This window comes from Curtobacterium sp. MCLR17_058, assembly GCF_003234705.2.
GTDB lineage: Bacteria > Actinomycetota > Actinomycetes > Actinomycetales > Microbacteriaceae > Curtobacterium > Curtobacterium flaccumfaciens.
The window spans coordinates 532,838-557,535 of sequence record NZ_CP126262.1; the positions used below are offsets into that span (position 1 = coordinate 532,838).

Annotated in this window: 28 protein-coding genes; 16 read left to right on the forward strand and 12 right to left on the reverse strand. The window is 72.6% G+C overall.

Annotated elements, in window-relative coordinates:
• Positions 1-27 precede the first annotated feature (27 nt).
• A complete protein-coding gene (locus DEJ11_RS02610) occupies positions 28-1,197 on the forward strand; it encodes an ROK family transcriptional regulator (RefSeq protein WP_181440866.1) in 1,170 nt (389 codons plus the stop codon).
• A 51-nt stretch (positions 1,198-1,248) separates the two neighbouring features.
• Positions 1,249-2,022: a DedA family protein gene (locus tag DEJ11_RS02615; RefSeq protein ID WP_258375463.1), complete on the forward strand. Its 774-nt coding sequence runs from the start codon at positions 1,249-1,251 to the stop codon at positions 2,020-2,022.
• A 3-nt stretch (positions 2,023-2,025) separates the two neighbouring features.
• Here DEJ11_RS02615 and DEJ11_RS02620 read toward each other — a convergent pair whose 3' ends face one another.
• Positions 2,026-2,229 (reverse strand): hypervirulence associated TUDOR domain-containing protein, encoded by a 204-nt coding sequence (locus DEJ11_RS02620; RefSeq protein WP_071404335.1) that lies wholly within the window; start codon positions 2,227-2,229, stop codon positions 2,026-2,028.
• 198 nt (positions 2,230-2,427) lie between these two features.
• On the opposite strand from DEJ11_RS02620, the gene DEJ11_RS02625 reads away from it, so the two are divergent.
• Both DEJ11_RS02625 and DEJ11_RS02630 read left to right on the forward strand, forming a co-directional pair.
• A complete protein-coding gene (locus DEJ11_RS02625; protein ID WP_111022754.1) occupies positions 2,428-3,480 on the forward strand; it encodes a serine/threonine-protein kinase in 1,053 nt (350 codons plus the stop codon).
• 55 nt (positions 3,481-3,535) lie between these two features.
• Positions 3,536-4,156, forward strand: a complete 621-nt coding sequence (locus tag DEJ11_RS02630; protein WP_071404336.1) for a phosphoribosylanthranilate isomerase — start codon at positions 3,536-3,538, stop codon at positions 4,154-4,156.
• A 100-nt stretch (positions 4,157-4,256) separates the two neighbouring features.
• Here DEJ11_RS02630 and DEJ11_RS02635 read toward each other — a convergent pair whose 3' ends face one another.
• The 3 genes from DEJ11_RS02635 to DEJ11_RS02645 all read right to left on the reverse strand — a co-directional run bounded on the left by DEJ11_RS02635 (position 4,257) and on the right by DEJ11_RS02645 (position 6,211).
• Complete coding sequence (locus DEJ11_RS02635; RefSeq protein ID WP_071246484.1) at positions 4,257-5,015, reverse strand: HAD-IIB family hydrolase; 759 nt, start codon at positions 5,013-5,015, stop codon at positions 4,257-4,259.
• Between the two features lie 82 nt (positions 5,016-5,097).
• On the reverse strand, positions 5,098-5,532 hold the full coding sequence (locus DEJ11_RS02640) for an acyl-CoA thioesterase (RefSeq protein WP_082046898.1): 435 nt from the start codon (positions 5,530-5,532) through the stop codon (positions 5,098-5,100).
• A gap of 82 nt (positions 5,533-5,614) precedes the next feature.
• The gene (locus DEJ11_RS02645; RefSeq protein ID WP_027464865.1) at positions 5,615-6,211 is read right to left on the reverse strand and encodes a nitroreductase family protein; all 597 of its coding nucleotides are present in this window, start codon (positions 6,209-6,211) and stop codon (positions 5,615-5,617) included.
• Between the two features lie 84 nt (positions 6,212-6,295).
• Here DEJ11_RS02645 and DEJ11_RS02650 point away from each other — a divergent pair, with 84 nt between their 5' ends.
• Positions 6,296-7,219 (forward strand): AEC family transporter, encoded by a 924-nt coding sequence (locus DEJ11_RS02650; RefSeq protein WP_111104126.1) that lies wholly within the window; start codon positions 6,296-6,298, stop codon positions 7,217-7,219.
• Positions 7,220-7,503: 284 nt separating this feature from the next.
• On the opposite strand, the gene DEJ11_RS02655 is transcribed toward DEJ11_RS02650, so the two are convergent.
• The gene (locus DEJ11_RS02655) at positions 7,504-7,653 is read right to left on the reverse strand and encodes a hypothetical protein (RefSeq protein ID WP_181440868.1); all 150 of its coding nucleotides are present in this window, start codon (positions 7,651-7,653) and stop codon (positions 7,504-7,506) included.
• Here DEJ11_RS02655 and DEJ11_RS02660 point away from each other — a divergent pair.
• Positions 7,652-7,999: a four-helix bundle copper-binding protein gene (locus tag DEJ11_RS02660; RefSeq protein WP_258375465.1), complete on the forward strand. Its 348-nt coding sequence runs from the start codon at positions 7,652-7,654 to the stop codon at positions 7,997-7,999. The genes DEJ11_RS02655 and DEJ11_RS02660 overlap by 2 nt on opposite strands.
• Positions 8,000-8,032: 33 nt before the next feature.
• On the opposite strand, the gene DEJ11_RS02665 is transcribed toward DEJ11_RS02660, so the two are convergent.
• The gene (locus tag DEJ11_RS02665) at positions 8,033-8,281 is read right to left on the reverse strand and encodes a nuclease (RefSeq protein WP_111104128.1); all 249 of its coding nucleotides are present in this window, start codon (positions 8,279-8,281) and stop codon (positions 8,033-8,035) included.
• 140 nt (positions 8,282-8,421) lie between these two features.
• Positions 8,422-9,258: an exodeoxyribonuclease III gene (locus DEJ11_RS02670; protein WP_111104130.1), complete on the reverse strand. Its 837-nt coding sequence runs from the start codon at positions 9,256-9,258 to the stop codon at positions 8,422-8,424.
• Positions 9,259-9,373: 115 nt separating this feature from the next.
• Here DEJ11_RS02670 and DEJ11_RS02675 point away from each other — a divergent pair, with 115 nt between their 5' ends.
• From DEJ11_RS02675 to DEJ11_RS02700, 6 genes are read left to right on the forward strand one after another with little or no spacing between them, the layout of a single operon-like run.
• Entirely contained in the window at positions 9,374-9,880 is a 507-nt protein-coding gene (locus DEJ11_RS02675) for an Asp23/Gls24 family envelope stress response protein (RefSeq protein ID WP_111104132.1), read from the forward strand.
• Complete coding sequence (locus DEJ11_RS02680; protein WP_027464859.1) at positions 9,877-10,068, forward strand: DUF2273 domain-containing protein; 192 nt, start codon at positions 9,877-9,879, stop codon at positions 10,066-10,068. The genes DEJ11_RS02675 and DEJ11_RS02680 overlap by 4 nt, the downstream gene beginning before the upstream one ends.
• Positions 10,065-10,436: a hypothetical protein gene (locus tag DEJ11_RS02685; protein WP_110858768.1), complete on the forward strand. Its 372-nt coding sequence runs from the start codon at positions 10,065-10,067 to the stop codon at positions 10,434-10,436. The genes DEJ11_RS02680 and DEJ11_RS02685 overlap by 4 nt, the downstream gene beginning before the upstream one ends.
• On the forward strand, positions 10,433-11,047 hold the full coding sequence (locus DEJ11_RS02690) for a hypothetical protein (RefSeq protein ID WP_111104134.1): 615 nt from the start codon (positions 10,433-10,435) through the stop codon (positions 11,045-11,047). Before DEJ11_RS02685 ends, DEJ11_RS02690 begins: the two co-directional genes overlap by 4 nt.
• Positions 11,044-11,646 carry a hypothetical protein gene (locus tag DEJ11_RS02695; RefSeq protein WP_111104136.1) on the forward strand — a complete coding sequence of 201 codons (603 nt, stop codon included), beginning with the start codon at positions 11,044-11,046 and terminating at the stop codon, positions 11,644-11,646. The genes DEJ11_RS02690 and DEJ11_RS02695 overlap by 4 nt, the downstream gene beginning before the upstream one ends.
• A gap of 8 nt (positions 11,647-11,654) precedes the next feature.
• Positions 11,655-12,497: an aminoglycoside 3'-phosphotransferase gene (locus DEJ11_RS02700; RefSeq protein WP_284176659.1), complete on the forward strand. Its 843-nt coding sequence runs from the start codon at positions 11,655-11,657 to the stop codon at positions 12,495-12,497.
• Here the strand turns inward: DEJ11_RS02700 and DEJ11_RS02705 are convergent.
• Together DEJ11_RS02705 and DEJ11_RS02710 are read right to left on the reverse strand one after the other, a co-directional pair.
• On the reverse strand, positions 12,494-13,846 hold the full coding sequence (locus DEJ11_RS02705) for a M23 family metallopeptidase (protein ID WP_111104138.1): 1,353 nt from the start codon (positions 13,844-13,846) through the stop codon (positions 12,494-12,496). The two genes, DEJ11_RS02700 and DEJ11_RS02705, sit on opposite strands and share 4 nt — an antisense overlap.
• Positions 13,847-13,920: 74 nt before the next feature.
• Entirely contained in the window at positions 13,921-15,588 is a 1,668-nt protein-coding gene (locus DEJ11_RS02710; RefSeq protein WP_146250076.1) for a hypothetical protein, read from the reverse strand.
• A gap of 96 nt (positions 15,589-15,684) precedes the next feature.
• Here DEJ11_RS02710 and pyrE point away from each other — a divergent pair, with 96 nt between their 5' ends.
• Entirely contained in the window at positions 15,685-16,236 is a 552-nt protein-coding gene (gene pyrE, locus DEJ11_RS02715) for an orotate phosphoribosyltransferase (protein ID WP_071404348.1), read from the forward strand.
• Positions 16,233-18,524, forward strand: a complete 2,292-nt coding sequence (locus tag DEJ11_RS02720; protein ID WP_111104141.1) for a septum formation family protein — start codon at positions 16,233-16,235, stop codon at positions 18,522-18,524. The genes pyrE and DEJ11_RS02720 overlap by 4 nt, the downstream gene beginning before the upstream one ends.
• Positions 18,525-18,733: 209 nt before the next feature.
• On the opposite strand, the gene DEJ11_RS02725 is transcribed toward DEJ11_RS02720, so the two are convergent.
• Complete coding sequence (locus DEJ11_RS02725) at positions 18,734-19,687, reverse strand: aldo/keto reductase (RefSeq protein WP_111104143.1); 954 nt, start codon at positions 19,685-19,687, stop codon at positions 18,734-18,736.
• A gap of 108 nt (positions 19,688-19,795) precedes the next feature.
• On the opposite strand from DEJ11_RS02725, the gene DEJ11_RS02730 reads away from it, so the two are divergent.
• A complete protein-coding gene (locus DEJ11_RS02730) occupies positions 19,796-20,440 on the forward strand; it encodes a HEAT repeat domain-containing protein (RefSeq protein ID WP_111104145.1) in 645 nt (214 codons plus the stop codon).
• 428 nt (positions 20,441-20,868) lie between these two features.
• Here DEJ11_RS02730 and DEJ11_RS02735 read toward each other — a convergent pair whose 3' ends face one another.
• Positions 20,869-21,558, reverse strand: a complete 690-nt coding sequence (locus DEJ11_RS02735; protein ID WP_027464846.1) for a metal-dependent transcriptional regulator — start codon at positions 21,556-21,558, stop codon at positions 20,869-20,871.
• Between the two features lie 37 nt (positions 21,559-21,595).
• On the opposite strand from DEJ11_RS02735, the gene DEJ11_RS02740 reads away from it, so the two are divergent.
• Positions 21,596-22,486 carry a CPBP family intramembrane glutamic endopeptidase gene (locus tag DEJ11_RS02740; protein WP_181440867.1) on the forward strand — a complete coding sequence of 297 codons (891 nt, stop codon included), beginning with the start codon at positions 21,596-21,598 and terminating at the stop codon, positions 22,484-22,486.
• Positions 22,487-22,659: 173 nt separating this feature from the next.
• Here DEJ11_RS02740 and DEJ11_RS02745 read toward each other — a convergent pair whose 3' ends face one another.
• Positions 22,660-24,639 (reverse strand): phospholipase C, encoded by a 1,980-nt coding sequence (locus DEJ11_RS02745; protein WP_258375468.1) that lies wholly within the window; start codon positions 24,637-24,639, stop codon positions 22,660-22,662.
• Positions 24,640-24,698: the final 59 nt, after the last annotated feature.

A 24,698-nucleotide genomic window follows, 5' to 3' on the forward strand; every position in this document is an offset into this window, starting at 1 on the left:
TCAATGATCTTTCGTAATGTGGAGGCTATGACCGTGGAGCAGACGGTGTCAACGACCCCCGGTGTCGTGGGGACGACCCCCGGCGTCCTGCGGCAGATGAACTCGCGGGCGATCCTCGACGAGCTCCTGCGCGATGACGTCTCCCGCACGGTCACCGAGCTCGGGCGCACGGTCGGACTCTCCCGCCCCACGGTCGAGGCGGCGCTCGCCGACCTGGTCGACGAGGGCTGGGTGACCGAGGCCGAGGCGATCGCCACCCCGAACAAGGCCGGTCGTCGCGCCAAGCGCTTCGCCGCGGACGCGTCGGCCGGCTCCGTGCTCGGCGTGGACCTCGGCCTGCACGGGATCGTCGGCGTGCGCGCGGACCTGCGCGGCGTCACGCTCGCCCGCGTCGAGGAGCGCTACACCGACCTCGCCGACGCCGAACAGGCCTGGTCGAGCGTGCAGGACGTCGTCCGTCGGCTGACGGCGCCCGTCGGTGGCGCGGTCGGCGGCTCCGTCGGTGGTGCGCCGGTGCTCGGTGCCACGTTCGGGGTGCCGGCGGTCGTCGACCGCGACGGTGCGATCGACTACACGGTCGCGGTGCCGGAGTGGGTCGAGCGGCGGGTGCCCGGCCGGATCCAGGACCTCTTCCCCGGGGTCGCCACCTTCTTCGACAACGACGCCAAGCTGGCCGCCACGGCCGAGGCCCGGTGGGGGCGGTTCCACGGCGTCCGGGACGGCCTGTACCTGGTGATGGGTCGGCAGATCGGTGCCGCCCTGGTGGTCGACGGCTCGTTGGCGCGCGGTGCGCGCGGTGCCGCCGGCGAGATGGGCGGCATCGCCTCGACCGGCTGGCCCGCCGCGCCCGCCCGCCTGGAGGCCCGGATCCCGTCCGGCACGGACCTCGAGTCCGTCTTCGCCGCGGCGGCCCAGGGCTCGGTGTCGGCCGTCGAGACCGTCCGTGCGTTCGCGGCCGACGTGGCTCCCGGCGTCGTGCAGCTCGTGACGACGATCGACCCCGAGGTCGTCGTCGTCGGTGGCGAGGTCCTGCCGGCTGCCGAGGTGTTCTGCGCCGCGCTCGACGAGATCGTCACGCCACAGCTCCGGCACCCGGTGGTGTTCGCCCCGTCGACCGTCGGTCGCGACGCCGTCGCCCGGGGCGCGCTCGCCCGGTCGCTCGCGCACGTCCGGTCCGCTCACATGGGACTCGGCTGACACCCAGGGAGCGTGCCGGGTCCTGACAGGGCGTTCAGGGATGCTGGGGCCATGACGACTGCCGTGACCGCCCGTGCCATGACCGTCGCCAATGGCGACTCCACCGCCCCGTCGGACCTCGGCGGCCTCTCCGGCCTGGTGCTGCAGCTGATCGACGCGCTGGGGGAGTGGGGCGTCGGGCTGATGCTCTTCGTCGAGACGGTGTTCCCGCCCATCCCGTCCGAGGTCATCCTGCCGCTGGCCGGGTTCCTCGCGGGTGCCGGCCAGATGAACCTCGTGCTGGTCCTGGTGCTGGCGACGATCGGTTCGTACCTCGGGGCGCTCGTGCTGTACTGGCTCGGCGCGAAGATCGGGTTCGAACGCACCACACGGTGGTTCGGCAAGCTGCCCCTCGTCGACGAGGACGACTTCCGCAAGGCGGCCGGCTGGTTCCACCGGCACGGCAAGAGCGCGGTGTTCTTCGGCCGGTTCGTCCCGATCGTCCGCAGCCTCATCTCGCTGCCGGCCGGCGCCGACCGCATGCACCTCGGCACGTTCTCGGTGTTCACGATCATCGCGAGCGGCATCTGGAACAGCGCGCTCGTGCTGCTCGGTGCCGCGTTCGGGTCGCAGTACGACCAGGTCGAGGCGTACACCGAGTGGATCGACCGCGTGCTCTACGTCGCGATCGCCGCGGTCGTGGTGACCTTCGTCGTGCGCCGGGTCCGCCGTGTCCGCGCCGAGCGGCGTGCGGGCAGCCCCGACGACGACCACGACGACGCCGCCGGCAGCCCTGCCGTGGGCGGTGCCCGGGGTCGTCGTCGCGCCGAGCCCGCCCGCGACTGAGCCTCAGGCCTTCGTCAGCGCCGACTCCTTGTGGGCGGCCTGCTTGCCGCTCTTCTCCGACTCGACGATCCAGTACGGGTCGTCGTCGGTCGGCGTGAAGTGCTGCCCGTCGAACTCGAAGTCGCTCGTCCGCTTGCGCACGAGCGTGCCGGTCGTCCTGCCCTGCGAGGTGTTCCAGTGCACCTCGTCACCCTTCGACAACGCCATGCTGTCCTCCTTGCGCGATTCCTCGTCCTGGTGGAGGTCGGACTGTACCCCGTCGATCCCCGGGAACTCAGGGAAGTACGGCGATCACGATGTCGTAACGGCCATGCGGATCGAGAGTCGGACGCGTACCGTTTCCCCTGAGCCCACACGCCGGCAGGCGCCGCGGAACCACGGGCTCCGGACGGGACGACGGACACCATGACCCTGCTGGACAGCGCGCGGGCGGACACCGTCCTCTCTGCGCGGTACCGGCTCGTGAAGCTCATCGGCACCGGCGGCATGGGATCCGTCTACGAAGCCCGTGACGAGCACACGTACCGGGCCGTGGCCGTGAAGCTCTTCGCGACCCCGGACAAGATGACCACCGCCGACCGTGTCCGCCAGGAGCGCGAGATCCGGCTGCTCAGCATGCTCTCCCACCCGGGCCTCATCCCGCTGTACGACGCCGGCACCCACGAGTTCGAGGACGGCCCGCACCGGTTCATCGTGATGGAGCTCATCGCCGACACGACGCTGCTCCGCCGTCTGTCCGAGGGAGCCCTGCACAACTACGAGGTGGCCGACCTCGGTGCGCAGCTCGCCGACGCCCTGGCCTACGTGCACTCCCGCGGCATCGTGCACCGCGACGTCAAGCCCGCCAACATCCTGATCAGCGACGAGGGCTCGTCCGGGTTCGCCCGTACGGTCAAACTCACCGACTTCGGCGTCGCCCACTTCGTCGACGGTTCCCGCCTGACGAACGACGGCACGGTCATCGGCACCGCCGCCTACCTCAGCCCGGAGCAGGTCGCCGGCGAACCGATCAGCTTCGCCACCGACGTGTACTCGCTCGGGCTCGTCCTGCTCGAGGCGCTGACCGGCAAGCAGGAGTACTCGGGCACCCTCATCGAGGCCGCACTCGCACGGCTCCGCCGCGATCCCGAGGTCCCGGACGACGTCGCCGACGAGTGGCGCGAGCTGCTCAGCCGGATGACGGCCCGCGACCCGGAGCGCCGGCCCACCGCGGTCGCCATCGCCAACGCGCTGCGCGGCGGCTCCACCCAGATCACCGGCCCGGTGCCGCTCGGTCCGGAACGCGTCAAGCACCAGCGCGACCACCGCATGCACCGTGCCGCGCACCGGCACGCCAGGCGCGGCACGTTCTCGGCGGTGCGTCGCTGGCGGCGGCGGAACGTCCTGGTCGGGTCCTTCGCGGCCTTCGGCGTCACCGCGGCCTGCGTGGCCGCCTACGTCGCGGGCGCCCTGCACTGACCCGCTCGGCGGCTCCGTGCTCCGGGTACCGGAGCGCCCTGGCAGGATGGACAGCATGACCGACCAGCGCTGGATCAAGATCTGTGGCCTGTCGACGCCCGACACCGTGGACGCCGCCGTCGACGCGGGTGCCGACGCCGTCGGGTTCGTCTTCGCGGCGGGCAGCCCCCGGACCGTCACCGCCGACCTGGCGAAGGAACTCGTCGAGCGGGTGCCGGACGGCATCGACGCCGTCGGGGTCTTCCGTGACCAGAAGATCGACGAGATCGTGGGCATCGCCTCCGAGGTCGGGCTCACGACGCTGCAGCTGCACGGTGGCGAGTCGGCGTCCGACTTCGCCCGCGCGCGCGACGCCGGCTTCTTCACCATCCGGGCCATCGCGGCCGAGGACTACCTGCGCGAGACGCCCGAGCAGCGCGCCGCGTTCGACCACGACCTGCTGCTGCTCGACGCCGCAGTGCCCGGCAGCGGTCGCCTGATCGACCCGGCCACCATCGAGGGCGTGGACGAGGCCTGGATCCTCGCCGGCGGGCTGACCCCGGCCAACGTGGTCGCCGCGGTCGAGGCGCTCGACCCCGACGGCGTCGACGTGTCGAGCGGGGTCGAGTCCGAGCGCGGCGTCAAGGACCCCGCCAAGATCCGCGCCTTCGTCGAGGCCGTCCGCAGCCTGGGCTGAGCGCCCGGCCGCGTCGGTCGCGTTCGCGGCTCTGGACGCGACCGGGGACGGACAGGAGGCGCGGTGCGGGCCCGCCACGGGCCTCCCGTCCGCCGCGCGGTCAGCGCAGGGTGGGGATGAGCTCCGTCAGGAACGCGTCCGTGTCCTCCCAGCCCTCCACCGCGTGGCAGGGGACCCCGAGCGCCTTCACCGGGTAGTCGTTGCCCTCGGGGTCGAGCCGGTCGCCCACGAAGAGCATGTCGTCGAGCGCGATGCCGGTGATCTCGGCGAGGCGCTGCATGCCGTAGGCCTTGTCGATGCCCTTGCGGGTGATGTCGATGCTGGTGGAGCCGCCCGAGCGGACCTCGAGGTCGGGCAGGTCCTGCTGCACCAGGCGGCGCAGGTGGTCCTTCTTCTCGCCGGTCGGGTCCCACTGCTTCTTGACGTCCACCGGGGCGGACTGGCCGAGGGCGGAGAACGTGATCTGCGACCCGCGGTCCTCGAGGATGGCGCCCCAGGTCTCGGACTCCCAGTACCCGGCTTCCTTCGCACGGGCCTCGACCGCGGCGAGGGCGCGGTCCTTCTGCTCGTCGGTGAGGTCCTCGGCGTACTGCAGCGCCCAGTCCTGGTCCTCCCAGCGGTAGTACCGGGTGCCGCAGGTGGGCAGGAGGTGCAGGGCGTCGAGCGTCAGGCCGTCGCGCTGCCGGAGCGGGGTGACCAGCTGCTGCTCGAACTGGGTGAAGTTGCCGCCGGAGATGACCGCGACCGGCACGACCTCGAGCAGGGACGCGAAGGTCTCGAGCATGCGGGGGTCGAGGGAGGACTTCGACGGGGCGAGCGTGTCGTCCAGGTCGAAGGCGACGAGGCGGGGCGTGGTCATGCCCCCGATCCTGCCAGAGCCCGCCGACCACCCGCAGGGTGCGACCAACAGGGCGCCCCGGTGCTGCGCGAAGTCTGCGGGGTCACGCGCGGTGCGTGGCGGGGACCCGGTCGCGCGCGTAGGTGATGTCCGTGTAGCCGTGCGGGGCCGGGCTGCCGTCCTCGTCGAGGTTCACGAACACGACCTCGTCGATCGTCAGGATGCTGCGGTGCGTGAAGAGGTTGCGCGCCTCGGCCCGCATGGTCAGCGACGTGCGGCCGAACCGGGTGGCGACGAGGCCGATCTCGACGATGTCGCCCTCCTTCGCCGAGGACAGGAAGTTGATCTCCGACATGTACTTCGTGACGACCTTGCCGTTGCCGAGCTGGATGATCGCGTAGACCGCGGCTTCCTCGTCGATCCAGCGGAGCAGGCTGCCGCCGAACAGGGTGCCGTTGGCGTTGAGGTCCTCCGGTCGCACCCACTTCCGGGTGTAGAAGTTCATCTCCGGCGGGGCGTCGTCCTGGTGCTGATCCATGTCACGTCATGGTACGCCGACGGCCGCGCCCCCGCAGGGACGCGGCCGTCGTGGCGATCGCGGGCGGCGGTGCCGCCGGAGCTCACTCCTTGACGAGGACGACCTCGTCGAGGGGGATGCGGGTGCGCGGGGCGACCTCGCGCTCGGCGGCCTTGTCGTCGAGCTGCGACGGGTGCGCGACGGTGCCGACGGCCGTGACCGTGTACGGCAGGAAGCGCTCGGGCAGGTCGAACGCGGCACGGAGCCCGGCGGCGTCGATGCCCGCCATCTGGTGCACGTGCAGGCCCTCGGCGTGCGCCTGCACGGTCAGGGCGGCGAGCGACTGGCCGAGGTCGTACTGCGCGAAGGGGCGCTCCTCGCCGTCGGCGGTCACGGTCTCGAGCACGCCGACGACGAGGGCGCTGGCGCGGAAGGCCCAGGCGGCGTTGAAGCCGAGCAGGTTCTCGTTGATCTTCCGGAACGTCTCGGTGCCGCGGCGGCCGGCGATGAAGCGGCGGGGCTGGAAGTTCATGGCCGAGGGTGCCCAGCGAGCGGCCTCGAGGACGGCGTCGAGCTGGTCGTCCGAGATCGTCGCGGTCTCGTCGTAGGAGCGGGGGCTCCAGCGCTCCTCGAGCAGCGGCACGAGCGGCTGGCTGGAGTCGGTGGACCGGGTGAGGGTGTCGGCGTTCGTCGAGGTCATGATGCGCTCAACGGTATTCGATGCGTACGCATTTCCGACCTGAGTGACGTCACATCACCGCCGGCAGGTGCCAGGATGGACGGGATGGGTGGCGTGTTGACCGGCTTCGCGATCATCGGCGCGATCATCGCCGGTGGGTACGTCGTCGGACGCATCGGCCTGCTGGGCCCGCACGCGCAGTTCGTGATGAGCCGACTCGCGTTCTTCGTGCTGATGCCGTGCCTGCTGTTCCACACCATCGCGACCGCCGACATCGCGTCGCTGCTGTCGTCGATGCTCTGGGTCTCGCTGCTGAGCGCCGCCGTGGTCGCCCTCGGTGCCGCCGCCGTGTTCCGCCTCGTGCTGCGCCGCCCCGTCACCACGACCACCGTCGGTGCGCTGGCGTCGAGCTACGTGAACGCGAACAACATCGGGCTGCCGGTGGCCGTGTACGTGCTCGGCCAGGCGACCGCGGTCGTCCCGGTGATCCTGCTGCAGCTCGTCGTGATGGCCCCGATCGCGCTGACGATCCTCGACGCTGCGACCGCGGGTGGCGGCGGATGGAGGCGGCGGATCGCGGGGCCGTTCCGGAACCCGATCATCATCGCCTCGCTCGTCGGGCTCGTGTGCTCGGCGACGGGGATCACGCTGCCCGACCCGGTGCTCGAGCCGTTCTCGCTCGTCGGCGCGGCCGCGGTGCCCGTCGTGCTGCTGTCGTTCGGGATGAGCCTGCACGGTGCGACCCCGCTGCGGGACCCGGCGATCCGCACTGACGTCATCGTCGCGTCGTCGATCAAGCTCGTGGTGATGCCGGCCGTGGCGTTCGTGTTCGCCCGGTTCGTGTTCGGGCTCGGCGACCAGGAGGTCTTCGTGCTCACCACCCTCGGCGCCCTGCCGGCGGCGCAGAACGTCTTCAACTACGCGCAGCGGTACGGGGCCGCGGTCCCGGTGGCGCGCGACGTCGTGCTCATCTCGACGCTCGGCTCGGTGCCCGTGCTCGTCGCGATCGCCGCCCTGCTGCACCCGTAGCGCGCCCTGGACGCGCGTCGCTGGCGTGTGGCCGTCCGGAAGACGCCGTCGTGTTGTCGAGACGCCTCGATGTCGCCGAGACGCCGCCGCATACGGCGGCGTCTCGCGCGCTTGCGGGCGTCCTGCGGACGCGCCGGCGTCTTCCGCGCCGTGGTCGCGCGCCACGGCCGGACGGGAGGCCCGTGGCGGGGCCGCACCGGGCCTCCCGTCCGGCTGTGGTGGCGACCACCGCGGATGGTGAGCAGAAAAGGTCGGGTCGCGTCCGCCGACTCGACCATTCCTGCTCACGAAGCGCGGACGGCACGCGCGTACCCTGGCGGGCACGCGGGGCGGACCGCCTCGTGACCGATGACCATGACGAGGAGACCGGCGATGGACACGATGGCGATGATGAAGAACATGTCGATGACGGACATGCCCATGGAGATGGACATGGACATGATGCAGGACACGATGATGGCGATGAACGCCGCGTCGATGGCGGCGACGATGTGCTCCGCGGCCGACATGCGGATGGGCGGCGAGATGGCCACCTGCGCCGCGATGTGCTCGAACACCGCGATGCTCGCCGACACCGGCATGCGGATGATGATGCGTCCGATGGGGATGGACGCCACCGTGATGCAGGCGATGCTCATGGCCGTCGTCGCGATGGGCACCGCGTGTGCCGCCGAGTGCCGCCAGCACCAGGACATGGACGAGTCGTGCCGGTACTGCGCCATGGCCTGCGACGAGATGGTGTCGAAGTGCCAGGCGATGCTCGACTCGATGGCGGCCTGACCCGCTCCGTGCGCGCTCCGCGACGCGTGGCCGCTAGGCGACGCGTGCGGTGGTCTGTCGACCGCTGGCGCTGAGGATCTCCGCGACCGGGTGGTGGGCGACCGGCTCGCCGACCGACAGGACGCTGTCGGCGTCCGCCACCCGCAGCTGCGTGATGCTCCCGTCGAGGAACAGCACCACGGCGTCGGCTGCGCGGGTCTCGACGACGATGCCGTCGCGCCACGCACCGGGGGCTGCGGTCGCCATGAGGCGCTGGATGGGAAGGATCGTCGTGCGGGACATGGCTTCACCTGCTCTCGAAGGGGTTCGGTGCAGGAAACCTACGTCGGCGTGACGGACGGCTCAATCACGGCGGACGCCGGGCGTAACAGAGCCGGACGGGCGCCGATCCGGGCCGGGCCGGGCCAGCGACCCGACTCCGATCAGAAGATCATCGGGCGGTCGTCGTCGAGCGACGTGTCCAGGTCGAGGTCGACCACCACGGGCACGTGGTCGCTCGGGGCGTCGCCCTTCCGCTCGTTCCGGTGGATCGAGGCGTCGGTGACGACGTCGGCGAAGGCCTGCGAGCCGAGCACGAAGTCGATGCGCATGCCCTCGTTGCGCGGGAACCGCAGCTGCTTGTAGTCCCAGTAGGTGTAGCCGTCGGGCACGATCGGGCGCACGACGTCCTGCAGGCCCCGTGCCTCGAACTCGCGGAACGCTGCCCGCTCGGGTTCGCTGACGTGGGTGGACCCCTCGAAGACCCGCATGTCCCAGACGTCCTGGTCGAGCGGTGCGACGTTCCAGTCGCCCATCAGCGCGAGCGGGGTCTCCGGCGACGCCTCGATCCACTCCGAGGTGCGGTCGGCCAGCTGGGCGAGCCAGTCGAGCTTGTACGTGTAGTGCGGGTCGCCGAGCTCGCGGCCGTTCGGGACGTAGAGGCTCCAGAGCCGCACGCCGTCGACGGTGACGCCGATCGCGCGGGCCTCGACCGGCAGGTCCGGCCCCTCGTGGCCCTTCAGGAACCCGGGCTGGCCGGGGAAGTCGCGGGTGACGTCCTCCATCGGCAGCCGGCTGGCGAACGCGACGCCGTTCCACTGGTTCAGGCCGTGCGCCTCGACGTGGTACCCCGCTGCCTCGAACTGGTCGACCGGGAACTGCTCCGGCTTGCACTTGATCTCCTGCATGCCGAGGACGTCGACGTCCTCACGCACCAGCCAGTCGACGATCCGACCCACTCGGGTGCGGACGGAGTTCACGTTCCAGGTCGCCACGCGCATGGAACAAGAACCTACCGGTGCCGACTGACGACGAGGTCGGCACGTGCGCCGCCTGTGCGGCGTACGGCACGATGGTGTTCGCTGGAGGCCAGCAATCGACCGCACGGAGGCAGCAATGGCATCGACGACCAACCGCGTCGACGGGACCACGACCGGGACCACGACCGGGGCCACGCTCGGGACCGGGGCCGGGAGCACCCAGCCCGCCGGCACCACCACGACGCAGGTCACCGCCAAGGGCAGGACCATCATCGACGACACGGTCGTCGCGAAGGTCGCGGGCATCGCCGCCCGCGACGTCCCCGGCGTCTTCGCGCTCGGCGGCAACGCCTCGCGGGCGTTCGGCGCCATCCGCGACGCCATCGGCTCGAGCGCGCTCGGCCAGGGCGTCCGCGTCGAGGTCGGTGAGACCCAGGTGGCCGTCGACCTGACCATCGTCGTGGACTACCCGACGCCGATGATGGAGGTCGCCTCCGCGGTCCGTGCCGCCGTCACGAACGCCGTCACCGAACTCGTCGGCCTCGAGGTCACCGAGGTCAACATCGCCATCAACGACGTGAACATCCCGGCGCTCAACGGCGTCGCGGACGAGCTCGACACCCGGGACGGTCGGGTCCGGTGAACGCCACCGTCGTCGGGATGGGCACCGGCGCCCTGCTCGCGATCGTCGCCGTGACGCTCGGGTTCTGGGCGTTCGTCGTCGTCGCCGTCTGCATGGCGGTCGGTGCACTGGTCGCCCGCATCGTCACGGGCGACGTCGACTTCCGTCGTCTGCTCGACGTGCTGCGCGGACGCCGGAGCTCGTCGTGAGCGACGCCGCCGTCGCCACGACCGGCGACAGCGGCGTCCGGCTCCGCGGCTCCGACCGCATCGGCACGTCGGCGCTGGTGCACACCGCCCAGGCGGTCGCCGCCGAAGCACTGCGCGTGGCCTTCCGGGAGGTCCGTGCCCGGGTCGCCGACGACGGTCGCGGCGCGCTGGCAGTCGAGATCACGGCCCCGCTCGCCCTGCCGGTGCTGGGCTCGCACGCACTCCCCGACGAACCCGTCGTCGCCACGGCGCACCGGGCTCGCGGCACGATCGCCGAGCGCTTCCGGACCATCACCGGCCGTCAGGTCGCCCGCGTGACCGTGACCTTCGCGTCGTCAGTCGTGGACACCCCGCGGAGGGTCCGGTGACCGCCCCACCCCTCGTCGGCGCGCCCACCGGGGACCACGCTGCCACCCACCGCCGCCTGCTGCGCCGCGAGACCCACGTCTCCCGCTCCGGTGCCGTCGTCGTCGCGATGCTCATCGCCCTGGTGCTCGCCGCCGCTGCGGTCTTCGCCGGTGCGCTCGTCCTGCTCGACCAGAACGTGCTCGGTGTCGACCCCCGTGCCGTGGTCGACGCCGCGCTCGCCGCTCCGGACGGCTTCGACACCACCATCGTGATCGGCATCGGCGCCGTCGTGGCCCTGATCGGCCTCGTGCTCCTGCTGCAGGGGATCCTGCCCCAGCGCCGTCCGCGGCACGTGATGTCGTCCGACCGGCTCGCAGTCGTCGTCGACGACGAGGTCCTGGCCTCCGCCGCGGCCCGAGCCGCCCGTTCCGCGACCCGTCTGGGCGCCGACGCCGCCGTGGGCACCGTCGGTCGCCGCACGGTCGACGTCGTGCTCCGGCCCGCAGCCGGGGTGGACGTCCCCGCGGTCGCCGCGACCGAGGCCGTCGAGCGGGAGTTCGCCGCGATCGACGCGCAGCCGGCCCTCGCCGCGCGCGTCCGGGTGCAGCCGACGGGACGGGTGGACGGATGAACGCCACGAACCGCGCGCTCGGCCGGACGGCGCTCGTCGTGCTCGGGCTCGTGCTGCTCGTCGCCGGGGTCGCCGCGATCCTGGTGCAGACCGCGCAGGGCCTGCCCCTCGTCACATCGTGGTGGCGCACGGTCGGCGATGCCCTCGCCGGACTCGGCACCGGGGCGTCGCGTGACGACTCGGTGTTCGCGTGGACCTGCGTGCTCGGCGGTGGCGTCGTGCTCGGCGTGCTCGCACTCGTCGTGCTGACGACGCTCGGCGGTGGCCGCGAGAGCACCGTCGTGGACAGCGACGGTTCGGCCGACGGCGTCGCCGGCTCGGTGCGCATCGAGTCCACCGCCGTGCAGCACGCGCTCTCCTCGGCCATCGGCGACATGCCCCAGGTCGGTTCCCTCGCCGTCGACGTCTACCGGGTCCGTGGTGGTCGGGCGATCCGGGTGCGGGTCCGTCCGCGCCGGGGTGCCGCGCCGCGGGAGATCACCGAACGGGTCGAGGCCGTCGTCGCCGACCTGGACGCCCTGCTCGGCGAACGCCTGCCCGTGCTGCTCGAGATCGCCCGTGGTGGGTCGGGGTCCTCCCGTCCGGACCGCGTGCACTGAGCGTCACCGTGGTGCGCTCGATCGGTGGGCTGCCCCGGCCGGGTGAGACCGTCCCGGTGCCGCGCGTGGTCACCGACGTCGCCCGAGGGCGTGAGGTCGCGCTCGTCTGGCACAACCAGATCGGCGGGACGACGTTCCGGATCGGACCGGACGCGCACGCCGACGAGTTCGTGAAGGTGCTGCCGCGCGCCTACGGTTCGTGGATCAGTGGCGAGGCCGCGCGGCTGACGTGGGCGTCCCGGTACGCCCGGGTGCCCGAGGTGCTCGACCACGGCGCCGACGACGACGGCGTCTGGCTGCACACGCGTGCCGTGCCCGGCTGGAGCGCAGTCGACCCGCGCTGGCACGACGAACCCCGGACCGCGGTGGTCGCGGTGGGCGAGGGCCTGCGCGCGCTGCACGACACCCTGCCCGTCGACGACTGCCCGTTCACGTGGTCCACGGCGGACCGGCTCGATCGCGCGCGTGGGACGAGCGCCGACGCTGCCGCCGACGCCGAGCGCGGCCCGGGCGGTCTCGGTCCGGAGCCGCCGACCGACCGGATCGTCGTCTGTCACGGCGACCCGTGCACGCCGAACACGCTCATCGGTGCGGATCGGCGGTGGAGCGGGCACGTCGACCTGGACGCGATGGGGGTCGCGGACCGCTGGGCCGACATCGCGGTGGCGACGATGGCGCTCGGCTGGAACTACGGACCCGGGTGGGAGCCGCTGTTCCACCGGGCGTACGGGCTGCCGGACGACCCGGAGCGCACCGCCTGGTACCGGGCGCTGTGGAACGCCGGCGACGACGGGATCGACGAGCCGGAGCCGGAACCGGGCACGTCGCCGGAGCCGGGGTCGATCGGCTAGAAGGCGACCCCGCGAGCGCCCATGAAGGGCACCGGGTCGGTGGTGGCGCCGTTGATGTGCACCTCGACGTGGCTGTGGCAGCCGGTCGACGCCCCGGTGGAGCCGACGAGCGCGATGAGCTGCCCCGCGGAGACCTGCTGGCCGGTGGCGACCCGGAAGCCGCCGTCGACGATGTGGCCGTACGCGGTCTGCACGCCGCCGCCGTGGTTGATGCGGACGTAGTTGCCGTAGCCGCCGTACCAGCCGACGTAGTCGACGGTGCCGGCCGAGGCCGCGACGATGGGCGTGTAGCAGCCGCTCGCCAGGTCGGTGCCCTCGTGCATGGTGACGACGCCGGTGATCGGGTGCACGCGGTAGCCGTAGGGGCTGATGACGTAGCCGCTGGCCGGGCGGACCCAGCCGGTCCCCGAGCCTGCGCCGACGGAACCGCCGCCACCCGAGCCGCTGCTGCCGGTCGAGCCGCCGCCTGACGGAGCGCCCCCGCCGGAGTTCGCGGCGGCCTGTGCGGCAGCTGCTCGCTGCGCGGCGGCTGCGCGCTCTGCGGCTTCGCGAGCGGCCTTCTCCTCCGCCGCCTTGCGGACGCGCTCACCCTTGGCGAACTCGGCTTCGGTCCGGACGCGGCCGGAGGTCAGGGTCGCGAGCTGGGCGTCGAGTCGGGCCTTGTTCGACTGCTGCTCGTCGTAGGCGGCCTGCACGGCGTCGGACGCCGCCTGGGCTTCCTGCATGCGGTCTTCGGCTTCGGCAGCGAGGTCGCCCAGCGCTTCGGCGGCGCGGTCGGCCTGTGCCTCGAGCGAGCTGGCGACGGCGGCGTCGGCGCTCGCGGCGGCCTGCACACGCTCGGCCTGCTCGGAGAGCTTGCTCAGCGCACCGAGGTTGTAGAGCAGATCACTGGCGTCTTCGCCCTGGGTGATCACCGAGGTGGTGACGTCGGCGCCACCGGAGCGGGACATCTGCGCGGCGAACTGCCCGGCCTGCGCGGCGCTCTGGTCGGCGACCTTGGCGTGGTCCTTCGCGTCGGCGCGGAGCTGCTGTTCCTTCTCGGCCGCCGTCTGGGCCTTGCGCTGTGCCTTGTAGAACACGTCGCCGAGCTTCTGCGCCTTCGCCTCGGCAGCCTCGACCTTGGCGTCGAGTTCGCTGATGATGCCCCGGATCTCGGTGATCTGTCCCTGCTTCGCGGATTCCTTGCCGCGGGCGGACTTCACTTCGTCCCACGTGGGGTAGGTCACCGCCTGGGCGGCCGGAGCGTCGGCGATGACCGTGCCGACGAGGCCCGCGAGTGCCAGGCCGGTGACGGCGAGGCGCTGGCGCACGGGGACACGGTGGGCGCGGGGGCTGGTGGGACGAGACATCGAGCACGAGCCTATACATCCGTACAGCGAGCATCGGACGGCAACGCGCCGCTGTGGACAACTTCAGCAGTGGATCAGAAGCCGCGGTCACGCCGGATGACGTCGGCGCTCCCGACGACGTCGCGCCGCAGGATCGCCTGCCCGGCGGTGCCGGCGTAGTCGTAGACGTCGAACCCGGTGCAGTGGGTGATCGTCGCCGGGGGGCCGAGGGAGTCCTCGACCGCGGTGGTCCAGAGGTCGTGCGAGCCGACCACCACGAAGCTCGGGTCGGCGTCGCGGTAGGCGCCGAGGTCGACGAGCCACGGGTACGTCTCGAAGGTGTCGCGGACCTGCAGCAGCCCGACGTTCGTCGCCGCGTAGGTGGCGAGGGGCCGGACCGTCCAGAACTGCCCGACGCCCGTGACCTGGCGTCCGTCGGCCCAGCGGTCCAGGCACGCGGCCGCCGGGTACCGCGCGGTCGACACGGCGTGGGCGGTGCCCGGGGCCACGGCGATCCCGGTCGCGAGGACGGCGGCCATCGCGACCGCCACCCCCGCCCGGACCCCGCGGTGCGGGCGGTGCACGCGGGTGCGGCGGACCGCGGTGCGGGTGAGCTCGGCCACGGCGACGAGCGCGAGCAGCGGTGCCGTCACGATCGGCTGCAGGTAGCGCGGGGTCTCGGACCCGGCGACGACGACCCCGACGGACACGGCGACGACGGTCACGAGCGGCAGCACCGTCGCGACCAGCACGGTGCGTGCGGTGCGGACCCGCCAGGCCCAGACCGTGCCGCCGACGGTGACGAGCACCCCGGCGAACAGCAGCAGGAGCCCGAGGTCGCCCGGTGCCGTGCCCGCCCGGTCGTCGGTCAGCGCCGCGAAGAACCGCAGGGTCTCCCCGGCCCGCGACGGCTGCACGTACGTCGCCGGGTCGAGGGAGACGAACGGCCGGAGCGGGATCCGCACCAGGTACCCGACGACCGATCCGACCGTGACGGCACCGGCGAGCAGCGCAGCGGGGCGCCACGGCACCCGCCGTGCCAGCACCAGGAGCCCGAGGGTGACGACGACGGGAGCGGCGGACCAGGGCACATACAGCGGGTTCGACGCGGTCGTGCACGCGGCGACGAGTCCGAGCACCACGAGCAGGGGCACCGACGCCCGGCCGAGGCGCACCGCCCGCAGCACCAGCACCGCGGTGCCGAGCACCGCCAGCACGGCGCCGTAGTAGTAGGTCGTCGTGAGCAGCAGGGACGCCAGCTCGAGCGAGGTCGCGGTCGCCGACGACTCGGTCAGCACGAGCAGCGTGACCAGGCCGAGCGCCCCCGCCGACACCGCGATCCGGGCGGGGCGCCCAGCGGACGGCATCAGTTCGTTCGCAGCGGCACGCACCAGCGCGTAGACCGCGAGGAGCACGAGCACCCCGTTCAGCGCCAGGGCCTGCTGCGGGGTCCCGGTCACCAGCGAGCAGAACAGGTACACGGGCAGCTCGGGGAAGAAGAACAGCGCGGGCGACATCGCCCACTCGAACGGCTGGCCGGCCTGCAGCGAGCGCTCGACGAGCGGCAGCAGCACCGAGTCGCCGTCGTACCAGAGCAACGCCACCCGTTCCGTCGCGACGACGTGGCGCAGGGCGATGACGGCCAGGGCCAGCGCGACCAGGCCGCCCAGAGCCTCCCGTCCGATCGTGACGGCCACCCCACCGGTCCGGCGGCCGCCGGACGGAGCCGGCTCCACGGCGGGGCGACGCGGTGCTCGGGACATGCCCCGGAGCGTACCGAGGCCGCCTCGGTGCCGGTACGCACGGACCCACAGGCTGGGGGAGCGCGTTGCGGGCCCGACCGACTACCCTTGTGCGCTGTGACCGACGCGCGCGAACAGTTGATCCAGTACATCTCCTCCGAAGCGGTGTTCCACGGCGACTTCACCCTGACCAGCGGGAAGAAGGCGACGTACTACATCGACCTGCGGAAGGTCAGCCTGGACCACCGTGTCGCGCCGCTGATCGGCCAGGTCATGACCGAGCTCGTGCAGCAGGTGCCGGACGTCTCCGCCGTCGGTGGCCTGACCATGGGCGCCGACCCGATCGCCAGCGCCGTCCTGCACCAGGCCGCCGCCCAGGGCCTGACCTACGACGCCTTCGTCGTCCGCAAGGAGCCGAAGGACCACGGCCGCGGCAAGCAGGTCGAGGGACCGGACCTCAAGGGCAAGCGCGTCGTCGTGCTCGAGGACACCTCCACCACCGGCGGCTCGCCGCTCAAGGCGGCCGAGGCGCTCGAGCGCGAGGGCGCGATCATCGCCGCCGTCGCGGTCGTCGTCGACCGGGACACCGGTGCCAAGGAGACGATCGAGGCGGCCGGCTACCCGTACTTCGCGGCCATCGGGTTGGCTGATCTGGGGCTGACCGCGTGACCGAGGAGCGTCCGGACGACGCACGCGAACCCGACGGCACCGCCGGCCCGGCAGACGGGGACGACGGCCTGGAGGCTCGGCGTGCGTCCGGATCGGACGCTCCGTTCCACGGTCTCCGCAGCGCTGCGGACATCTTCGGGGCTCCGCGCGGCGAGGAGGACTGGCCGTCGCGGCGGGAGCGCCGCGAGGCCGAGCGAACCGCCCGTGAGACGGGCGCGCCGCTGCCGGAGCCGTTCGTGGCCGAGGGGGAGGCGGAGGGCGCCGAGGCTGCTGCTCCTGCTCCTGCTCCTGCTCCTGCTGCTCCGGCGCTCGACGACGGCGCGACCCAGGCCATCTCGATGCCGCCCGAGCTGCTCGCACCCTCCGAGAACCCCGACGCCGTCGTCGAGCACGAGCGCTCCACACTGCACGACCGGATCCCGGCCGCCGCCGACGTCGCGCCGGACTCCACCGCGCCGCACCCGTCGTCGATCGTGTTGCCGACGGCACAGACCCACCGCGACGAACGAGCTGCCGCGTCGAAGGCCATCGAGGACGAGCGTCGCCGCGTCGACCCGTTCGGCGAGGGCCGCGCCGACGTCGACTGGCTCGGCCGTGCGACCGGCAACCACCCGGAGTCCGTGGCGCCCGCTGCTGCTGCTCCAGCTGCGCCGCAGCCCCTCGGCGTCGAGAACGTGCTGCCTCCGACCGAAGAGCCGCCGACCTTCACCGACCTGCTGCGCATCACCAGCACCGGGCCGGTCCCCACACAGACGGGCGCGCACGACCGGCCGTTCGACTGGGCGCTCGGTGACGACGAGCCCGGCGAGGTCCCGGCGACGCTGACCACCGACTCGTTCGACACCACCGCGCTGTCCGCCGGGTCCTGGTCGCTCGCCGACGAGTTGGACGACGAGGACGAGGTCGTCGCCGGCGAGGTCGACACCCCGGCCTCCGGGCTGCCGCAGGCACCGCGGACCTACCCGGTGCCGCCGGCGGTCCCCGTGCCGCCGGTGGTGCCGCCGGCGGTTCCGGCTGCGCCCGTGTCGGACACGGCTGCTCCGGCTGCCGTTCCCGCCGCTGATGCTGCTGGTGCTCCGTCGGAGGCGACCGAGGCCGTGGACGTGCCCCGTGAGCGCGCCGGAGGCGACGTGCCGGACGCGACCGAGGGCCTCCAGGCCGATGCCCCGACCACCGCGATGCCGGCGGCCGGGACGCCCTGGTGGTCCGAGCCCGACGCGACCGTGCCGCCGACCGCCGCGCCGCCGCTCGTGGAGCCCGCTGCGGGTGCCCAGGAGTACCCGGCGCACCTGCCGCCGTCGGTGGGGCAGGACCTCGACGCCGTGCTCGGCCTGCGTGGGAACGACACCGGTCCGCAGCCGGAGTCCCTTCCCGCTGCGGCGCCGGACGACCTGGACCAGTCCGAGTGGGACGGCCGCGAGACCAGTGACACGAGTGCCATCAAGGACCTGTTCGGCACCGAGGCCGTCGGGCAGCTCGGCGGGACCGGCTACGACCCGGAGGACACCGGGACGCGGATGATGCCGGCGGCTGCCGTGCCAGCGGCTGCTGCCGCTCCTGCTGCTGTCCCCGCGCCCGCTGCTGCTGGACGGCCGGCCGGCGGTCCGGACCGGCAGCCCGGCGATCGCGACAACTTCATCAACGAGGGCTTCGCGCGGCTGCGGAACGAGGGCAAGCGCGGCAAGCAGCTGCTGATCTACGGGTCGATCGCGCTGATCCTCGTGCTCATCGTGCTGGTGTTCCTGCTGTCGAAGTGGATCCTCGGCAACAACATCGCCGACCAGGCCGTGCCGACGAAGTCGCCGGTGGCTGCCTCCTCGGCGCCGGCGACCCCGAGCGCTGCGCCGTCGGCGTCGGCCTCGCAGCCGGGTGACGCCGCAGCACCGGCCGCCACGCTGCAGTTCGCCACGACCCCGGCCCTGCCCGGCGAGCACCCGTGGACCGACCTGGCTGGCGGGGAGTGCCTGTCGCCGTTCACGAACGCGTGGGCGCAGACCTTCACGGTGGTGGACTGCGCGACGCCGCACATCGGGCAGCTGACCGCACGGCTCGCGGTCGAGGGCGACACCTACCCGGGCGCCGAGGCCCTCGCGACCCAGGCGGCCGACCAGTGCCAGTCCGACGCGGCGCTGAACGCCTCGGCCGCCGCTGCCGTGGGGGACGTGCAGGTGCAGGGTTCCTACGCGCCGGACCAGGCGACGTGGGACCAGGGTGACCGGTTCATCGCGTGCTTCGTGACGCGGTCGTCGGGGCAGCCGCTGACCGGGTCGTTGGCGCCGGGGGCGTAGGGGCGGTCTGTCGGCCGGTCAGCACGGCAAGTCGGCGCGGGTCGGGCGGTCGACGTCCGACGCCGTACGACGATGTCGACGTCGTACGACAACGACATCGTCGTTCCTCGTGCCCCGGGACTGTCCGCGTGTGCAACGAACGACATCCCCGAGGTCGTGCGACGTCGGGGATGTCGTTCTGCGTCGGCGGCGGTGCGGGCCGCGCGGCGTCAGGCGCTCGCGGGCACCTTCGCCGACACGTCGGACAGCGTCTGCAGCTCGTCGGCGGTGAGCTCGAGCTCCGCCGAGGCCAGCAGCGCCGGCAGCTGCTCGGTGTTCCGGGCGCTCGCGATCGGCGCGACGACGTCGGGCTGCGCCTGCAGCCAGGCGAGTGCGACGGTGGCGATCTCCGAGCCGTGGGCGTCGGCGATCGAGGACAGCGCGTCCACGACGGCGAGCCCCTCGTCGGTGAAGTAGCCGGACACCTGGCCCTCGCGGTCCTTGCCGGCGAAGTCGTCCTTCGAGCGGTACTTGCCGGTCAGGAACCCCGCGGCGAGCGAGAAGTACGGCACGACGCCGAGTCCGTGCTCCTGCGCGAGCGGTGCGATCTCCGCCTCGTACGGCTGGCGGGTGACCAGGTTGTAGTGCGGTTGGATGGCGACGGGCTGGGCGAGGCCGTTCTCCGTCGCGATGCGGATCCACTCCGCGGCGCGGTCCTTCGAGTAGTTCGAGATCGCGGTGTAGCGGACCAGGCCGTCCTGCACGAGCTGGTCGAAGGCGCGGACGGTCTCCTCAAGCGGGGTCGACTGGTCGTCGAAGTGCGCGTAGTACAGGTCGATCCGGTCGGTGCCGAGGCGCTCGAGGCTCGCGCGGGCAGCGGCGGCGACGGTGCCCGCGGCGAGGCCCTGGAACTCCGGGTGCTGCGAGCCCTTCGTCGCGATGACGACGTCGTCCCGCTTGCCCGAGGCGCGCAGCCACGAACCGATGACCCGCTCGGACTCGCCGCCCGAGTTGCCCGGCGCCCAGGCCGAGTAGACGTCCGCGGTGTCGATGAAGTCGCCACCGGCCGCGGTGTAGGCGTCGAGGACCTGGTGCGAGGTCGACTCGTCCGCTGTCCACCCGAAGACGTTGCCGCCGAGGGCGAGGGGGAACACGTGCAGGTCACTGGTACCGATGCGGGGCATGCGGAGGTCCTTTCGTGGTCGGAGGTGCGGTGGGAGCGAACCGCACGTCTCCCGACGCTATGCCCCGATGCTTGGCACGGCCCCGGCGCGAGGGGCTTCGATGGACGGATGACCACGCTCACCGATGCCCTCGCCGATCCGCGATCCTCCGCCCGGCTGCAGGCGGTGATGGCCGCGGGGACCACCCCGGACCCCGCGGACCTCGAGGTGCTCGTCGCGCAGTGCGCCGTCGAGCCGGACTTCTTCGTCCGCGACATGCTGACGTGGGCGCTCACCCGGCACCCCGCCGACGACATCGTCGCCCGCGTCCTGCCCGAGCTCGAGCGCCCCGAGCCCCAGGCCCGCAGCCAGGCGCTCCACACCCTGTCGAAGATCGGCGACCCGGAGGCGTGGCCGGCGGTGCGCCCGCTGCTCGAGGACCACGACGACGAGGTGCTCCGCGCCGCCTGGCGCACTGCGGTCGTACTGGTGCCGGACGACGAGCGGGCGTCGCTCGCGCGGACCCTCGCGGTGCAGCTCGGCATCGGCGACCGCGAGCGTCGGCTCAGCCTGTCGCGTGCTCTGGTGGGACTCGGCGAGGACACCTTCGGACCGGTCCTCGCCGCGGCCGCCGACCGGGGGACCGACGCCGTCCGGGCGCACGTGCACGAGACCGAACGGCTGCTGCACGACCCGGATGCGGCATCCGCGCTCGCCCTCGAGCGCGCCCGGCGCGAGGTCGCGCTCGGCCGGACGCGCTCCGTCAAGGGCTAGGGCCGGCGGGCGCGCGCGGCCGGGCGGGCTGAGCGGTCGCGAAGCGTCGGCTGCGCGGTGGTGGGGCGGGCGCGTCGCGCGGTCACGACACCCCGTGGGCGGGGTGCCGAGTGGTCGCGAACTGTCGGTTGCGGGGCTGCCGGGCGACGGTTCCTGACCGCTCGGCGGAGGTGAGCGGGGTGCCGTGACCGGTGGGGGCGTCGGACGGGAGGCGCGTGGCGGCCGCGCACCGGGCCTCCCGTCCGACGCCACGCGCGTTCGCGGGCCGCGCTGCGGTCACGACGCCCCCTGCGCTGGGCGCCGAGTGGTCGCGAACCGTCGGTTGCGGGGCTGCCGGGCGACAGATGGTGACCGCTCGGTGGACGTGAGCGGGGTGTCGTGACCGACCGACCAGCCGGCCGACCATCCCGCCCGCGCACGCCGCGCGGTCAGTCGCCGTCGGGTGCGAGCCAGATGGAGGACGCGGCGGCGGCCGGCAGGTCGACGAGGGACTCCGAGCCGTCGGTCGCCCGCCGCGACACCGCGATGACGCCGGCGTAGTCCCGCACCCGCTCGACCCGCAGGTGCGTGCCCAGTCCCACCCCGAGCTCGTCGAAGTACCGCAGCAGTGAGGGGTCGTCGTCCGAGACCCGGTCGACGGTGCCGCACGCTCCCGGCTCGATCGCGCCGAGCAGGGTGCCGGGGGAGTCCGGCACGATGCCGTCCGCTCCGGGGATCGGGTCGCCGTGGGGGTCGTGCGTCGGGTGGCCGAGGTCGGCGTCGACCCGGTCGAGGAACTGCTCGGACACGGCGTGCTCCAGGGCCTCGGCCTCGGTGTGGACCTCGTCCCACGAGTAGCCGAGCCGCTCCACCAGGAACGTCTCGATCAGCCGGTGTCGCCGGACCATCGCCACCGCGACCTGCTGCCCGAGTGGGGTGAGCACGACGCCGTAGTACGGGGTGTGCTCGATCAGGCCGTCGCGGTCGAGCTTCTTGAGGTTGCCCGACACCGTCGACGCCGACACCTTCAGCGACGCCGCGATGTCCCGCGTCGCCAAGCCGGGCCCGCCGCGCTCGCTGGCCTTCCAGATGAGCTTGACGTAGTCCTCTGCCATGGTGGACAGGGATGGCAGGCGCATACCGCCAATCGTACGACCCGCCTGGTACAACCGGGAGGTGACCACCACCGCCCCCGTCCGAGCCCGCCGCCGTCGCTGGCCGGTGCCCCCGTCGCTGCTGCTCGGGCTCGCGCCGATCGTGGTGTTCGCGGCGATCAGCGCCTGGCGGTCTCGGCCGAGTGACGACTACGCGACCCTCGGGCAGACCGTCGACAGCGTCGTGCACGCCCTGGTCATCCCCGAGGGCATCGCCGTCGTGGCACTCGCCCTGTTCGTCACGGCGCTCGGCTGGTGGCGGATCGCCACGGTCGACCCGGTCCGGACGCGGCTGCGGTGGACGATGCTCGCGCCGATCCTCGTGCTCGTGGTGTGCGTCGTCCGGCTGCCCCTGATCGACTGGACGGCGCTGCCGGCGCACTACTTCCTGCTGCTCGCCGTCGGGGTGCTGTTCGTCGGGGTCTTCGAGGAGCTCATGGCCCGCGGGACCCTGCTCGTCGGGCTGCGCCGCCGCCTGCCCGAGATGGGGGTCTGGGCGCTGTCGTGTGTGCTGTTCGGGCTGCTGCACCTGCTCAACGCGCTCGCCGGGGCGGGCATCGGACCGACGCTGATCCAGGTCGTGTTCGCGGCGTCGTTCGGGTCGACGCTGTACGTCGCGCGCCGGCTGACCGGGTCCCTGCTCGCACCGGTGCTGCTGCACGCCTTCTGGGACTTCGGGTCCATCGGGTTCTCGGCGACCGCGGACACGGGCGACTTCGGGAAGCTGACGCTGCTCGGCCTGATCGGGCTGTTCTCGTTCGGGGTGCTCGCGTTCGGCATCGTGGCCGGCGGGGTCATCGCCTGGTACGACGACCGACGCCGTCGGCTCGCGAAGCGGTGGCGGACGGTACCGCCCATGGGAGCGGTCGTGGTGCCGGGAGGCGAGCCGCGCCTCCAGGTCGACGTGGTCTGAGGGAACGGACGCGACGGCCGCTGCACTGACGGACGCCGCGTGGCGACCCCGCGCGGACGCGACGGTGCCCCGGAGCGCAGCACGCTCCGGGGCACGGTTCGGTCGTGTCGGTCGACGCGACGCGACGTGTCAGTCGGCTCGACGTGTCGTGTCAGTCGACCCGACGCTCCGTGTCAGTCGGCCCGACGCCGGAGCTGTCGACGGCGGACGACGACCAGCGCGATGCCGGCCATCAGGAACACGATCGCGGCGATCGTGACCCCGGTGAGCTGCACGCCGGTGAAGGCCAGGCGCGTCGCGGACGGGTCGGTCGCGGACGGATCGGCGGCGACGGTCTGCCCCGCGGCCCCGGCTCCTGCTGCGGCGCTCGAGGCAGTCGCGGCCCCGCTGCCCGTGCCGGCGCCCGTGCCTGCCGTTCCTGCTGTTCCTGCCGCTCCACCGGAACCGGTGCTCGCGCCCGTGCCGCTGCCGCCGCCGGTCCCCGTGTGCGGCTTCGTCGTGGGCTTCGGGGTCGGCTTCGGCTTCGGCGTGACGGCCGTGGACACGATCCGCGAGACCGCACCGCTCTTCGTGTTCAGGAGCACCTCGCGGTGCTGCGGGTGCGTGAAGTCGAACATGCTCCGGATGGACCCGGCCCGAGCGTCGAACGACTGGTCGCCGATCCGGCCCGTCGACCAGTTGTCCTCGATGAACTTCGTGGTCGACGTCTGCTCGATGGCGGTGTGGTCGACGTGGTTCTGCTTGGCGAACGGCGAGATGACGAGGTACGGCAGCCGCTGCGAGGGGCCGCAGCGGTCGAGGTACCCACCGGCGACACCGACCTTGGTCGCGGCCGTGGTGCAGACCGTGGTGTCGTTCGAGGAGTCCGTCGAGCCGTTCAGGATCGTCGGCGCGACGTGGTCGTACCAGCCGTCGGAGTCGTCGTAGTTGATGACGATGGCCGTGCTCGACCACTCCGGCGACCGCTCGATCTCGTTGATCTTCGACGTCAGGAACTTCTGCTCGTCGAGCGGGTCGGAGTACGCGGCGTGGCCGTCCTGGGCCTCGGGCGCCTTGAGGAAGGACACGGCGGGCATCCGGTGCTCGGCGAGCGCGGTGTCGAACGCCGACAGGTCGTACTGGTGGTTCGCGCGGTCGGTGGAGCCGATCATGCGGTCGCTCGTCGGTGCCAGGTGGTGCGGGTTCGAGGTCGACGCGTAGTACGCGAACGGGTTGTGGTGCGGCGAGTAGTCGTTGCTGACCGAGCCGCCCACGTTCGTCGTGGTGGCGTCGCACTTGGCGAGGGTGCCGGTGCCCGCGTAGGCCGTCGTCGGGGTGAAGCCGCCCTGGAACCAGCCCCAGGTGACGCCCTTCGCGTTGAGCAGGTCGCCGATGTTCTTGCCCGACATCTCGACCAGGTTCGACGTCGACGTGTGGTCCTTGTCGGAGCAGTCGTCGAAGGCGGGGTCGGGGTCGGCGGTGACGGTGCCCTGGCCGGCGGCGTCCTTCGCGACGACGGCGGTCGAGGTCGGCACCGTGGCACCGGTGACGGAGTCCACGCCCGTGCCGCCGTGGGTGTTGCCGCTGATCAGGTTGAGCGCTCCGGGGGTCGAGGGGCCGAAGCCGGTGTCCCAGGCGTTGTCGCTCATCGCGTAGTTCTGGGCGTAGTTCCACAGCCCGGTGGTGGTGTTGCCGTCGTAGTAGTCCATCGTCAGGCCGGGGGACCCGTACAGGCCGGTGCAGGTGTCCACCGAGGTGCTCTCGACGAACTCGTCCATGGCACCCCCGTCGACGGCCTTCTGCTCGGGCAGGTAGTTGTGGTTCTGGTCGCACGTGAGCGCCTGGGCGGGCGTCAGCCGTGACGGGGCGTAGGCGTTCGGGTTCTTCGTCAGGGTGCCGGAGGACGCGAGCGTGTTCACCTTCGGGGTGCTCCGCGCAGCGGTGAAGCGGGTGCCGTCGGTGTTCGCGGCCTTCGGGTAGGTGCCGAAGTAGTGGTCGAACGACACGTTCTCGTCGTACATGACGACGACGTGCTTGATCGGGGTGGTGGTCTTCAGGGAGTTGTCCGCGGCGGACGCCGACTGCGGGATGGCGAGGGCCGTCCCGGCGACGGCCGCCAGGGCCATGATGGCGAGTGCGCCCTGCTGGACGCGTCGTTCGGAAGGTCGGAACACGTGGAACCTCTCACTGGTCGGGACGGTGGGGTGGTGGGGAGCGGTGGGGCCCTGCGGCG